Annotated in this window: 6 protein-coding genes and 1 pseudogene; 1 reads left to right on the top strand and 6 read right to left on the bottom strand. The window is 45.1% G+C overall.

Annotation, left to right across the window (positions count from 1 at the left end; genetic code table 11):
* Positions 1-306 precede the first annotated feature (306 nt).
* The 6 genes from D7D25_RS04920 to D7D25_RS04895 form a co-directional block, all read right to left on the bottom strand.
* Complete coding sequence (locus tag D7D25_RS04920; protein ID WP_255417190.1) at positions 307-3,090, bottom strand: family 78 glycoside hydrolase catalytic domain; 2,784 nt, start codon at positions 3,088-3,090, stop codon at positions 307-309.
* A 130-nt stretch (positions 3,091-3,220) separates the two neighbouring features.
* A complete protein-coding gene (locus D7D25_RS04915; protein WP_122967859.1) occupies positions 3,221-5,869 on the bottom strand; it encodes an alpha-L-rhamnosidase in 2,649 nt (882 codons plus the stop codon).
* A 161-nt stretch (positions 5,870-6,030) separates the two neighbouring features.
* Positions 6,031-8,760 (bottom strand): glycoside hydrolase family 78 protein, encoded by a 2,730-nt coding sequence (locus D7D25_RS04910; protein WP_122967858.1) that lies wholly within the window; start codon positions 8,758-8,760, stop codon positions 6,031-6,033.
* A 237-nt stretch (positions 8,761-8,997) separates the two neighbouring features.
* Positions 8,998-9,927, bottom strand: coding sequence for a BT_3044 domain-containing protein (locus D7D25_RS04905; RefSeq protein ID WP_122967857.1), 930 nt, complete (start codon positions 9,925-9,927; stop codon positions 8,998-9,000).
* Between the two features lie 19 nt (positions 9,928-9,946).
* Entirely contained in the window at positions 9,947-11,992 is a 2,046-nt protein-coding gene (locus tag D7D25_RS04900; RefSeq protein ID WP_122967973.1) for a RagB/SusD family nutrient uptake outer membrane protein, read from the bottom strand.
* 10 nt (positions 11,993-12,002) lie between these two features.
* Complete coding sequence (locus tag D7D25_RS04895; RefSeq protein WP_370453830.1) at positions 12,003-14,039, bottom strand: SusC/RagA family TonB-linked outer membrane protein; 2,037 nt, start codon at positions 14,037-14,039, stop codon at positions 12,003-12,005.
* Between the two features lie 181 nt (positions 14,040-14,220).
* Between D7D25_RS04895 and D7D25_RS04890 the strand changes: the two are divergent.
* A pseudogene (locus D7D25_RS04890) lies at positions 14,221-14,675 on the top strand (IS1595-like element ISPba1 family transposase); the annotation flags it as partial.

Here is a 14,675-nt window from a genome sequence, read left to right as displayed (position 1 = left end):
TTTCATACGATCCGATCGAACTACTTGTCCGTCTTTATTCTTTCAGACATAGAATATTTTAGAAGAAAGTTAATTCTCCACTGTTTGAGGATAAATCGTAATACCCGCGCATTGTGACAGAATAAGAGGTGATGATAAAGAATACGGCTGCAAGCGTCAAAAAACACTTTACCCATCCATTCAAAAAAAGTCATCCGCCGATGCTGTATTTCACCCCTCCCGTCACCCGGAATCCAGGCTGGGGAAGGTTTCCGAAATCCGCATGCGTGGCATGGAAGATTCATCTAATACCGGATACAATATCGGTCAATCATTGAACCGGTACTTTCCTGCCGGAATTTCAAACAAGATATATCCGTCTTTCCTGCTGGTTTCTTTCACATGCTCAGCATTCACCTGTACGCTTTTCCCTTTGTTATCAGGAAACAGGACTGTGGCTATACAATTTGGCGGCACAGTCACATTTAGTGTTGTCTTTCCGTTTTCCCGCTTCCATGCCGACTCAATCCATCCTGCGGGGGAGTCGAACGAGGCTTTTGCATTGGAAATTTGTGTTTCGGTGAGCTGGGGTATCCGTATCATAAACTTTCTGAATCCGGGTACCGCGGGATCCCTTCGGATGCCGGCCACACCGTCGATATACCACGCACCGGGATAGAGATAAGAGCTGTGCAGCAGTGAATGCCCCGGAAGGTCTTTTTCCCACATTTCCCAAATAGTCGTGGCGCCGCTCTCACGCATAAGCCCCCAACTCGGGTAGGTGGTCTGGGAGGTCATGGAGTAGATGAGGTCGTCTCGCCCCTCATCGCGCAATACTTTAAAGAGCATCGCTCCTCCGGTGATCCCCACGTCGATATGTCCGTTCTTATGAACGAGAATTTCTTCAGCCAGCCTCTCCATCACTTTCGGGCGTAATTCAGCCGGCATGATGTTGCCATACAGGGCCGCTGAAAGGCTCCGCATCGATCTGTCCGAATAATTATGATCGTCCGGGTGATAATATTTGGCATGGATGGCTTTAGACGACCGTTCCGCCTGACGCGACCAGCGTGCTGCCTCTTCAGTTCTTCCGGACACACTGGCTATTTGTGCTGCAGTTTTCAGGTTATACACCCAATAACAATTATTGAAAAACAGGTTTTCATCGGAATCGTTATTCATCCCTTGCGACGTAGCTCCCGGCCAAAGCCAGTCACCCAGAAAATCCCACCGGCCGCCGTATCGTTTGAGCATATCGTTTTCCACATGGGTATCGAGAAAATCCAACCAGCCTTTGATCATCTCGAAATTATCTTCGAGCACCCGCATATCACCATGATGTTGGTATATGAACCAGGGGAGGGTGACCACTATTCCGCCCCACGCAGGGCCGCCTCCGCCATGGTAGGTGGGCGCCGTCTGAGGCAGCACGCCTCCACCCAGTATCCTGCCGCTTCCTTCGCGTTTGCGCGCCCACTCCGGATCGTTCATATTGCCTGTCATCGGTTCCGTTCCCTGTACGTCGCGCCAGTCTTCCAGCCATTTGGTGTAAAAAGCGCCCAGCTTATAGTTAAACAGCCCGGTTTCGGAAGTGGCATGTGCATCGCCGCCATAGCCGAACCGCTCGCGTTGGGGACAGTCGACGATAAATCCGCCGAGAGACAGATTCTCAAAAGTCCACTTTACCGTATTATAGATCCAGTTCTGCAACGGATCGGAACACTCGAAACGGGATGCATTATCGAAAGCGGTACGTACCATCCATCCCTTGATTTCCTCTTTTTTCGGAGCCGATTGCAAGCCTTTGATCGTGATCCATCTTCCCGAACTGTAATTGAATCGGTTTTCAAAGGTGCCTTTCCCTGAAGCACCGATCACGTAAGCGTTCATCAATCCGAAGGTGATATCATCCTGTTCCCGTTCTGAAAAAAGGAAATGAATGGTATCTCCGGGGTGACCCTGTACGGAAATTTGTGTCCATCCTGCGAAATTCACGCCCATATCCACACGATAAGTGCCATCGGGGCGGGAATCGATGGAGAGGGGACGGATTTCGTCAAACCGGATATTGGTCTCCACCTGCTGAGCCGACAGTTTCAGCGCCGGCGTGTACACTGTGGCGTTTTTCCAGTTACGGTCATCAAGGGTTGCCAGATTCCATCCTTTCACCTCTTTGCCGGCATCCCAGATCTCGCCCCCATAGCCGCCTACACCGAATCCCCAATTGCCAGTCAGCATATTGGGGCTGGGATGCGTTTTCCATGACTTATCGGTGGTAATCCTTAGTGGTGATCGGTTGTCTTTGCCATAAATATCTGCCTGGGCAATCACGAGGGGAGCACGGGGTTTGTCGGGGGTCGCATAAGGCCCGAAGATAGACCATGAGGTTCCCAGCCACAACACAATGACATTTGTGCCGGCGGTGAGTGCGGGCGCAATATCGTAGGCAATATAACGGGCCCGTTGGGTGTGATCCGTCACTGCCGGTGCAAGCACATGGTCGTCCATTTTTTCCCCGTTCACATAGACTTCATGATATCCCACCGAAGCGACAAACAGAGTCGCTTTAGAAGGCTTTTCCTTTAAATCGAAAGTTTTACGGAACCAGGGATCCTGCATCTTATTGGGGCCTTTTGCCGGATCATACGCTTCGTCCGTGCCGATCCAACTGGCTGTCCACTCATCCTGTGAGAACAATCCCGTACTCCACTCGGCTGCCTCGCTGTAACCCGATTCATTGCCTTTTTCATCCTTTACGGCCACTTTCCAGAAATACTTCTCGTCAGACCGCAGCGGTTTGCCGTTGTATTCTATCAGTTGCATATTGTCCGAGTCGATCCATCCGCTGTCCCACATGTCGCCGAATTTGTCGGCTTTTTTTTGCTGCGAACGTCCGACCAATATGCGGTACGCCGTCTGTTGCTGTCCGTAAGCGGATTCGTCCGTCGGTTGGAGTGTCCAACTGAAACGGGGGCGGGTTACATCCAAACCGGCCGGATTGATCAGGTATTCACAGGTGAGATTGACAGGCACCACCGAGGATTGTTTGTTCCCCAAAACGGTTATAACGCTAAGGATAAGAAAAGTCAGAAAAAAGATTATTCGTTTCATTTTTTTAGTTTTTTGAACTTGGAACTTAGAACTTAGAACTTAGAACTGAGAACTTAGAAGTTGGAACTTAGAAGTGAATAAGGGCCGGGTATCAGTCGATTATAAAATCGTTGAATCGCCCCATCAACCTTCAACCACTTATCGTAAATGTAAAGTGATGCGTTCCCGCATCCAGTTCCAATAATTTGTTCCCTTCCACATAATCGGGAAGATACAAAGTGGCACCGCTGTTTGCAGGTATCACAACCCGATAGTTTATCTTTCTTTTCTTCCACTCCCATTGAGAGTGGATCAAACCATAAGGTGAATGAAACTGTGCGTCGAATCTCTCCAGATCTTTCTCAAAGTGTGGGCGCAGGATAATATGCTTGAACCCGGGTTGTGCGGCATCGGGGTAGATGCCTCCCAGTCCTTTGAAGAACCATGCGCCGATCTCGCCGAACATCATGTGATTGTCGGAAATATCCCGGTCGGCATCCAGATCCCAGTTCTCGAGCAGGGTAGTGGCTCCATTCACGATCCACCAGCCCCAAGAAGGGTAAGTGTCTTGTACCGCCACCTTGTATGCCACATCGGGATAACCGTTTTCACTTAATGCGTTCAGAATAGCTTTGGCACCTAATACACCCACATCCAGGTGAAATCCTGCTTCTTCCACTTTCTTCGCGAGATTATGTGCCACTTTGGGTATCATATCTTCCGGAACCACCTTCCATTGAAGCGGCACGCTTAGTTCGGTTTGAGTACCACTGGCATAAATGCCGGTTTCACGATCCAGGTATTTATTGTTGATGGCATTTTTGATTTTCTCCGCCAATGCGGAGTAATACCGGTGATCGTCTTCTTTTCCGAATAGGTTCGCCGCTTGGGCCAGTATTTTTGCATCTACATAGAAATAGACGGAGGAAGTCAACTCCAGGTTCGAACGGGATTTCACCGGTACCCAGTCGCCGCGTCCCCAAGAGGTCAGCCCTCCGGGACTTGTACGATCCACATAATCCACATACCGTTTGATATTATCGTAACAATCTGCCAATAGTTTGCTGTCGCCATAGAATTTATATATTTCCCAGGGTATAATGGCAATTGTACTGGTCCAGTCCAATCCGTTGGCCGTGCCATAGCCCCAACCGCCCGTGGGGATAATATCGGGTAGCACGCCATTGGGTTGTTGTTCGTCCCGGTGGTCGGCCAGCCATTTCTCATATACCGTGATACCGTCGAAATTGTACAATGCGGTTTCGATGGCAAAATGGCCGTCGCCGGTCCAGCCGTTTTTTTCGCGTTGCGGGCAGTCAGTAGGATAACCCATCAGATTTGACCGATAGGCATTATTGGTTGCCCGCCATAATTTGTTGATGAGGTCATTTGAAGTCTCAATTTTCCCGATCGGCGGCACATCGCTATGCATGAAATAAGCAGTCAGGTTGTTTTTATCCAGTTCAACCGGTTTACTGCTCGTTACTTCCACATAACGGAATCCCTTGTAATTGAAACGCGCCATAAACTCATCCTCTCCTTTCCCGCTCAATATTAATATATCCGTTTGGAAAGGATCTTTTTCCCTGTCTCCCCGGTAATATACATCAATATTGGACATATCGATCCGTCCGTTGTCATAGAGCCGTTCACCATGTTTTATCCGCAGCTCGGTACCTTCTTCACCCGAGACTTTTATCCTGGTCACCCCCGACATATTTTGCCCGAAGTCGTATACATAAGTCTTTTCATCTATCTTATCGACTGATTTGGCAGCGATCGTCAATACATTCCGTATCGGTCTCAATTGTTGCGCGGTAATATTCTGGGAAGGAGCAGGGCGTAACCCCACCCCCTGCCATTGTGAATCGTCAAACTCCGGCTTGCTCCATCCATCCTGTTCGAGCCGGGCATCGTAATGCTCGGCCGTGTAGATACTGTTAAAGATTACCGGGCTGTCCGATTTTTTCCAACTCAGGTCAGAGGGGATGGTCTCCACAGTACCGTCTACGTAAGTAATCCGCAGGTCGAGGCAAAAAGTGGGACGGTTGCGCCAGGGCGCCCGGTGAAAATCCCATACGGCCATGGACTGATGGTTATACCATCCGTTGCCGAGGATAACCCCTATGGCATTCTCTCCCCTTTGCAGATGAGCAGTCACGTTGTGGGTGACATAGAGGTTTCTTCTGTCGAAGCGGGTGTACATCGGATCGAGGCGATGGTTGCCGATTTTTTCTCCGTTAATATGGAGTTCATACAATCCGGCGACGGCTATATATACACGGGCCGATGCGATCTCTTTGCCGGTCTCGAATTTTTTACGGAACCAGGGAGCGGATGCATGATGTATATCCCTTCCGTCACTGATCCAGTTCCCTTGCCAATTGCTGATGTCCATCATCCCGGTTTCAAAGCACCGGATATCGGATTTGCTTTCATTTTGCCATGCATCCCATACCATCACCTTCCAGTAATATTTTGTGAAAGGGGCAAGGCTGTTTCCTGCGTAAGTGACTAACTGCCGGTCTGAGTTCATCTTTCCGGAATCCCATATGCCTCCTTCCCCGTTAAGGACTTTCAGGGAATCGGTTCCGACAATGACCCGGTAGGCGGACTGCCGCGCTCCCTCCCTGTTGTCTTCAATTCTCCATGTCAATCTGGGATTAGGGTTGTCTATGCCGATAGGATTTTCGAGATGATCGGTTTTCAGACCGACCGGTAAAGGAGATGATGCCCCTTTCAGAAAATAACCCGACAGAAGTAGTATAACCAGAATGGTATATCTGTATAATTTCACCATAAATAATTTATTAATGTGCCAATATGCCAATGTGCTAATGTGCCAATGTGCCAAACAGCTGTTGGGTACGCCAATGTTGACTACGTCGATTGTTAATTCAATTCAGGATTTCATCATTAAATCACCAAACTAATGAATTGACACATTGGTACATTATCACATTAGCTCATTATTAGTGTTGTTGTAAACGAGTGATGTCCGCTCCCCACGGAGGTGTGGTCACCTTGTTGCGGAAGATATACTTTGGCCGTGCAATTGTGGGGGACGAACAAATCCATTTTAAATTGGTTGCCCTCGATTCTCCAGTTGACGGAGATGGTGCCATACAAAGTATCGTGGGATGCTTCCACGAACTTCAGATCTCCCACCGGTTCAGGTGCAATCACTATGTTTTGGAACCCGCTGTAGTCTTCTGTCGTTATTCCAGCCAGCGATTTATAGAACCACTCTTCAATCTGACCCATCATGAAATGGTTCCACGATGCCCCGTCTCTCGGATCCCATAACTCAGTCAGGGTTGTGGTGCCGAATTGCAGTTGGAACCCATATCCGGGCACTTCCCTGTGATTATGCATTTTGTACATGACCTCGTTCAATCCGTTATCGGCCAATGCTTGGAACAGGTATCTATTCCCGACATCCCCCGTAGAAAGCCTATACCCCTTTTCTTCTATATCTTTCACTAAATTATCCAGCACAGCCTGTTTGTATTCGGGTTCCACAATACCGGCAAACAACGGCAAGGCATTGGATGCCTGGCTCCCCGTACCGTATTGCCGACTGTTTTCATCAAAGAACTCTTTATTAAATGCCTCTTTTATCTTCTCTCTGAGGTTTGCATAATGGGTGTGATCGTTGACATTGCCTGTTATTCCGGCAGCCTGTGCCAGATAATCGACCACCATATAATAATGGGTGGACGCGGACAAAGGTACCGGGGTGTTTTGGGAGGGGCCATAGGGTTGGTCTTTGCGGTAATCACACCAGTCACCCAGTCCGTGGGAAACAATATGGTCGGTCGCGGTAGTAGAAAGGTAATCGACGTATCTTTTCATTACGTCATAATATTCCGTGATCAGTGATTTGTCGCCGTAGAACCGGTAATAGATGAACGGCAGGAAAACGGCGGTACTTCCCCATTCGGGAGAATCGCGGAATCCTCCTTCGAAAATAACATATTCGGGAGCTATATCGGGAACCAGACCGTTGGGCAACTGCGCGTCGCGTATGTCACGCATGATCTTGGGGGCGAATGTGGTCAGGTCAAAATTGTAAAACAATCCCGGACCATTCAGATGTACCTGTTCCAGCCATCCGAGTTTTTCGCGGTGGGGGCAATCGGTAAACACTGCGTGCATATTACTTTTGATCGCGTTGACAATAAGCCGGTGAGCCTCATTGAATATCTCATTGGAACAGCGAAAACGACCTGTTTGAACGCTCGAATTATATACGAAATGAGACTGTACCTCTTCCGGTTTAACACCATCTGCCTGAATATATTTATAACCGTAGTAGGAGAAACGGGGACGCCATGTCTCTTCCTTGTCTCCTCTTAAAGTGTATTCATAATAATAGGGCGATCCCGATTGTGATTGATTTACAGAGCCGTCCTGGTGAATGTTTTCACCTACTGTTAACCTGACTTTGTCCCCTGATTTTCCCGAGACTTTGATCATTGGAAAACCCGACAGGTTTTGTCCCATATCGAAGACATATGCATCACCCACCTTTCTCACCGACTTCGGTGTGTATGTTTCCATTATTTTAACGGAAGCAGTGACCTGTGGAGTCAGGCGGCCATTGGGGGCGTTTTGCACGACTACCGGCAGCCAATCCGACTCATCGAATCCATAACTATCCCATCCTTTCCGCTCCAGCCTTGCATCGTAATCCTCTCCACCATACATATCATTGAAAACAAGGGGGCTTAAGGAGTATTTCCAACTTTCGTCCGAAGGGATTTCCTGCTTTGTCCCATCCGTATAAGTTATATGTAGTTTGAAAAACAGGGTGGGAGGACCAAAACTCACCTGCATTTTTATGTACCGGCCACCCTGCTGATTAAAGAATCCGTTTCCCAACAGTACTCCGATAGCATTATCCTGTTGCAGGGAATGAGTCACATCATAGGCATTATAATAGATAGTCTTGTCGTAATCGCTCCACATCGGATCAAACTGGGAGTCACCCACTTTTTTCCCGTTTAGCGACAGTTCGTAATGCCCTAATCCACTGACATAGATAATTGCCTCATTTATTTTCTTGTCGACGGAAAATTCTTTTCTCAGATAGATGCTTCTTTTGGAAAGGGGATGGGTATTCCGCCATTTTTCCGCCGCTTCCGATGAGGCAGCCAGCGCATGATAGGTTCTTCCTTCCGGGATATGGGCATCTTTCTTGTCGATCGCTCCGATCCATTCGGCTTTTAATTCCGTCTCCGAAGGAGCCATCCGGAAGCTGTTCATATCACTCCATTCCGAAGAGTTATTCCGGGTATCCCAGGCTTTGACTCTCCACCGGTACACCCTTCCCCTTTCCAATGTTTCCAAGCCATGGTATTTTACCCGTTGGCTTTGACCGGATTGGACTTTTCCGGAATCCCATATTTTTGCTTCTTTGCCTTTGATACGGGTATAAATCTCTATGGTGTAGGCAGATTGAGCTGCTTCCTGTTGATCCGATTGCAACTGCCATCCGAAAAGAGGGGTGTCTGAAACAACCAGGAGCGGATTTTGTTGGTACTCGCAGCTGAGTTTTGTGATCCTGAGCGGATGAATGTCATTTCCATAGGCTGTATTGTGACCACAGAATAGAAAGGTTGACAGAATAATTAAAATTCCGGGCCTTTGAAACTTGTGTGAAGCAGTTAGTCGGTTTAATAAGAACATGTTGTTGTCTTTTGTATGGTGGCATTATTGCTTAATTCCGGCACAAGAAACTATATCTCACAAAAATAAAACATTATTTCGATTTTGTAAATCATTCGAAATGATATAAATACTAAGCGATTTGACATGGGGGGAGATTATCGTAAACCCCAGTGACCTGAAGTTGTCTCCACCTTCACTTTCTAAAGCGGTTAAAACCGTTCAGGAGACCATTGGCGAAGTCAGTGAAAATTCTACTCAATTTTGTCTTCTCAAGACTTCTTCAACTTCAACCCAACTGCTATATACAGCATCATTCTCTTCAGTTGCCGGAGTTTCTAATGTGCGATAACGATAAGATAAATAAAAACGTGTCAAATCTTTAATTTCCAATCTGTTGTCTTCAGGGTCTCCTAATTGTTCGATTTCAATTGTACCATAAGGTTCTATCGTTACAGTATTGTCACTATTCACTGTAAGTTTGATACTATACTTATTAATCAAATCCAGGTTTACACGACTATTGCCGTCTAATTCCGTATACTTCTCCACCGTGATTCTTATCTGATTGGCGGCTAATGGATAGGCATTTTTTGAACCTGTTATTTCAACACCATTTCGTTTTCCCCGCAAACCATAAATTGTCTGTGTCATAGTTCCGGCATATTTATTCTCAACAAAAGGTCTATACAGCAGTTTATTCATTTCAGGATTCACATCATATCCATCAGTAATGCTTTTTATCTTCAAAGGGATAAAAAATATGGTGTCGGGAGTGATACCTTCTGTGAAAATTCTTATCGGAATTGTTACATAAGGATCTTCTTGACCCGCCTTCATTGTTGCAGAGAATGTTTGTATTTCATATTTAGACTGATCAAGCCACTTGGCGTACCGCGAAACATCAAGATCAAATGTAAGTTCATTATATTCTTGTATGCTTTCCAAATCGTATTCCAATTCAATAGTCACGTCGTTTGTTACCGGATTAGTACCGCCACAATAGATAGATACAAAACCTTCATAAACCTCGTCATCAAACGGAATAGATACTGAATAAATATTGTCTGAACCTGAAACAAGACAAAACACATTCTTATACAACTCTTCTTTGAACTGTTCGTAGATATTACATGCCGACATTAAAAAGCATGAAATCAATATAACTATCTTTATTAAATGCTTCATTTTCACATTATTTAAAGAATTACCAACCCGGATTCTGAGATATTGTGGGTACCTTTTTAATTTCTGTTGTACTTATAGGCAGCCAAATCATTTTTTTGTCTGTAACACGGCTTCTCGCCCTAAGGTTATTTAACCTTACACGGTGATAATATGTGCCGTCGCTTCGTTTACCTTCGATATCCATTCCCTCTATTGGCTCGGAATCCCTATTCAGGTAAATCCCCCAACGCCTGATATCGTAATACCGTCTATTCTCATGCAGGAACTCTATCATACGTTCCCTTTCAATAGCATTAAACATAAGCTCTTTACTCGCGAGCTGAGCAGCGGTTAAACCGGGTAACCCCGCTCTATATCGGACCAGATTGAAAGCTTTGGCTATTTCGTTTTCATCCCGTGAAAAAACATATTCCACCCCGTCACTCCCCTCAATAGTCCAGGTCTGAGTCAAATTATTCAAAGCCTCTGCATAAGAAAGCAGAATCTCAGCATACCTGATAATTCCAAATGGTTTATTCAAGCGTGCCGCATTAGTCCCTGAAAAAGCATCGTCACGATGAATATACTTTTTTGAAACATATCCCGTTGTAGTGTAATCTTCGACATTCCCCACAGACTGGTATTTTCCGGCGTTATCGTCAGCGGCGTATCCGAAATATTGATTGTATTTTCCTGATTCGGTAGTTGACGACATGGGCCAAAAACATTGACTGAAGCCCACACAGGCATAAAACCGCGCTTCTCTGTTTACATACATGTTAAAAACCGGGGGGCCTCCGCCTAACTGATATCCTGAAAAAGATTTAATTCCTGTCATAAAACCTGTTTCGTCGTAAGGGCAATCGGCCGTTCCCGGTGCGACCGGATCGCTTCCATCAGCCATATAAAAAGCATCCACCACCTTTTGAGTTAATGCCATTCCTCCATAACCTCCAAATTCTTTAGGAAAACTGTGACGGGTGTATTCTCTCACAGAAGCATCCATTCTTCCCCACACAAATTCGGGATTATTGGCAGCAAGACTTTCTCCGGTAAACATATCGGAATAAGACCGATATGGATCAATACCTCCGGGGCCATTGGGATAATTCTCCTTATTCGGCATATTGGCAGGTAAATCGGGAGTAAACAGGTCTGCTTCATAAATATGCAACGAATAGGTATTCATATCCATTACTCTCTTGGCGGCATAAGCTGCTAATGCCCATCGGCGCTCATCATATTCCTGATTTACATAATGTTTCCCGTCAGATGCTCTTGTCCAGGTGTTAAAATATAGTCTTGCGGAATTTCCGGCATCTCCTGAAGCTCCGCCCCCTCCGTTAAATAACGGACTCGCGTGTTGCAAACGTATTCGGGCAATCATACCGTAAACAGAGCCTCTTGTGGGTCTTCCAAAATATGATATAGGAACGGAAACCGGAATAAAAGGCGCCGCACTTTCCATCTCAGAGCAGATATATTCAACCGACTCGTCATAAGTAGCCCTTTCAATTACATAATAGTCAGGCGTCATATTCGTTTCATATACCTGATCGCCGACCAAAATTACAGGTCCGTGCACCGATAAAATATGCCAATAAGCATATGCTCTAAGAAAACGGGCATATCCTAAGTATTCATTCCGCTGAAGTGTAGTAAGCCCCTCGCATAAATGGATATTAGCAATAAGTATGTTGACCTTGCGAATAATCTTATACATCTGATCCCATATATACATATTGGTACCGGCCACGTTGTCCGCGTTAATCATACCTTGTATTAATTGGCCTGACTGCCATCCCGCGGAAATCCATTGTATAAAACCTTCGTCGGAGCACGCTATTCCGGGAAAAGACTTTCCCTGAGCAGAACCATTACCCCAAATGGCGCCTTCCAGAGGAAGTTGGGCCGCGGCTCCCCATAGATATGCTTCTAAATTGTCTTTATTGGAAAAGATGGAATCGTATGTCAATAAGTCGCGGGAATACTCACTAATATCTAAGAAATCCTTACATGACTGAGATATTAGAATCAGACAAAAAAACGGTATAATTAAAAATAAGTTTATAAGTGTTTTTTTCATTTTGTCTTTTTTATAAATGAATATATAATTGGAAAGAATATTGAGCGGGTATTGGATAAATAATACCATTCCGCCAAGCCTGTTCTGGGTGATAAATTCCTACTTTATCCCATGTATACAGGTTGGATCCTACTAGTTGAAATTCAATAGATGATATACCTATTTTTTTCAATTTTTGAAGTTTCATTTTATACGATGCCGATACTTCCTGTAATCTTAAATACCTGCCATCGCGTTTCCAGAAATCAGATAATTTGGAGTTATTTTCATTATAACCATAGGTTAAACGAGGAAACATTGCATTCGGATTTTCAGTGGCGGGATTACCCGAGTAAGACGCGGGAGTCCAACGATTAGATTGATCAGCTACGATGGACAGCACATTACCCATTTCCTGGTCATGAAAAGGTATATATCCTATGCCATTATTGCCCCCTAATCTGGAGTCATGAATTCCCACATGATAATATTCCATTTTTCCTGTCCCTTTGAAAAGAAAACCAAAAGTCCAATCTTTATACGATATTTCCCCTCCAAATCCATACATTAACGAAGGAAAATTATTTTGCAAAGAGAGAGGTATTTTGTCATAATCATCAATCTTACCATCAGCGTTGATATCTTTATATTTTATGTCACCGGGCAAAACCGTTCCAAATTGAGTCGCACTCGCGGCGACGTCCGCCTCATCGCGGAAAAGCCCCAATGACTTGAACCCTCTTACAGTCCCATTGGGCCAACCATTATTGTACTGATAGTCATATTTTTGCACCACTTGTTCCCAGTTTTTCACTTCGTTGCGAGAATAGGTGAAATTACCTCTTACGGTAAAACTGAGATTATCAGTAACCGGCTGCAGGTATGTTATATTTCCATCTGAACCATAACTGACCATACTTCCCACATTTCCATAAGGCATATTGACTGCTCCGATATAACCCGGCACTTGCGTACGCTGTTGGAATATACCGTCACGCTTATCATTAAAGAAATCCACTGTAAAAGACAATCTTTGTTTAAAAAGTTGAGACTCAATCCCTAAATCGCTTTTAATGGCTTTTTCCCATTCCAGATTATCGGCACCGACAAGATTTTCATTTATACCGGTGGTGCCTCCCCATCCGGCACCGGTATAATCGAAAGTTGTCAGATATGCAAATCTTCTATTGCCTGTGATACGATCATTGCCAACACTACCATGTGAAAATCTTACTTTGAAAAAATTCAGCCAAGGCACTCCATTTTTGACGAAATCGTATTGTGTGGGTATCCAGCCTATAGCCATAGAAGGGAAAAACCCATATTGTCTGCCGGGTTGAAAATTTTCCGAACCGGTATAACCAAAATTCAAGTCTAACAAATATGTGTCGCGATAGCCGTAAGTTATCCTTCCGGACAAGCCCTGATATCTTATAGGCAGAGCGGCCAAACTGGAAGGCAAGGTCTGCGCATAGGTAGGTATCGATGATACTTGCTTATGGTCGCTAATGTAATAATAAAGCAAGCCGGAAAGCCGGTGGTTTTCATCAAATACATTTTCATAAGTAATATTCGATTCGAGAAAGAACTTTCGATATTGGTCTTGACCACTGCTATACATAGTCTGCACTGCTTGAAATGTTCTCAACATCCTTAAGGAACCATCCACATTTCTTCCGGTTGCGTAATACATTTCCGGGATTGTGCGTCTAAGCTCATCAAAATAACTTGTTGCCGTATAAGCTCCCTGTGCCCGCATTTTCAGGCCTTTGATAAGTGGGGAAAAATCCTGCTCAATGGCAATGGTGCCCTGCAGATTACCCTGCTCTTTCGTGTAAATACCTGTATGATTCAATGCGACAAAAGGAGAAAAATTATTAAATCCTCCGGCATAACCCGCTGTAGAGTTGAAAGAAGGAATATGTCCTGTAGAATATACTTTTGGTATAGTTAGAGGCGTTAAAAGCGCCAGCGCCTGCCATAAATTATCCGTGTTAGATATCCCAGGCATGGTGTTTTTTGAATAGAAACCTTCTATACCAAAATAGACTTTGGAGGACTCGGTCAAATTTATATCAATATTGGAACGGAATGTGTACTTATTATAACCGATATTTTTATTAAATGATTATCCGCAGTTATTCCTAAAGAATTTAACGGGAAAAAGTTATAAATAAGTTTCAAAAACACTTGTACAATTCACTGATATTCATTATATTTACATCGCTAACGATATAAAGATTCAAACTATGAATATCCTGGATTTTGCTATAAATTACCCCGATGAGGAATCCTGTCGGAAAAAATTCAAAGAACAAAGAGACCAAATGGGAGTAACCTGTCGTCATTGTAATTGTAAAGAACATTATTGGCTGGAAAACAAGCAGGCCTATGAATGCAAGCGTTGTCGCGCACGCCAAACCTTGCGTTCAGGCACCGTCATGCAGCACTCCAACCTGCCTTACCGTTACTGGTTCGTGGCCATGCACCTGCTCACGGCGACCAAGGGCTCCTTTTCCGCGGCGGAGCTGCAGCGCCAGCTGGGGCACAAGCGTTACCAGCCCATATGGGAAATGGTCAATAAACTGCGTGACGTGATGGGCAAACGCGACGACGAGTACACCCTTGAGGGAGCCATCGAGTTGGACGACGCCTTCTTTTCCACCGAAATATCCCTTGAAGAGAGGGACAAACCGTTGAAGCG

This window comes from Proteiniphilum sp. X52, assembly GCF_003712195.1.
Classification (GTDB): domain Bacteria; phylum Bacteroidota; class Bacteroidia; order Bacteroidales; family Dysgonomonadaceae; genus Proteiniphilum.
Note: the sequence above shows the minus strand (reverse complement) of the source record. Positions and strands in the feature narration are given on the sequence as shown.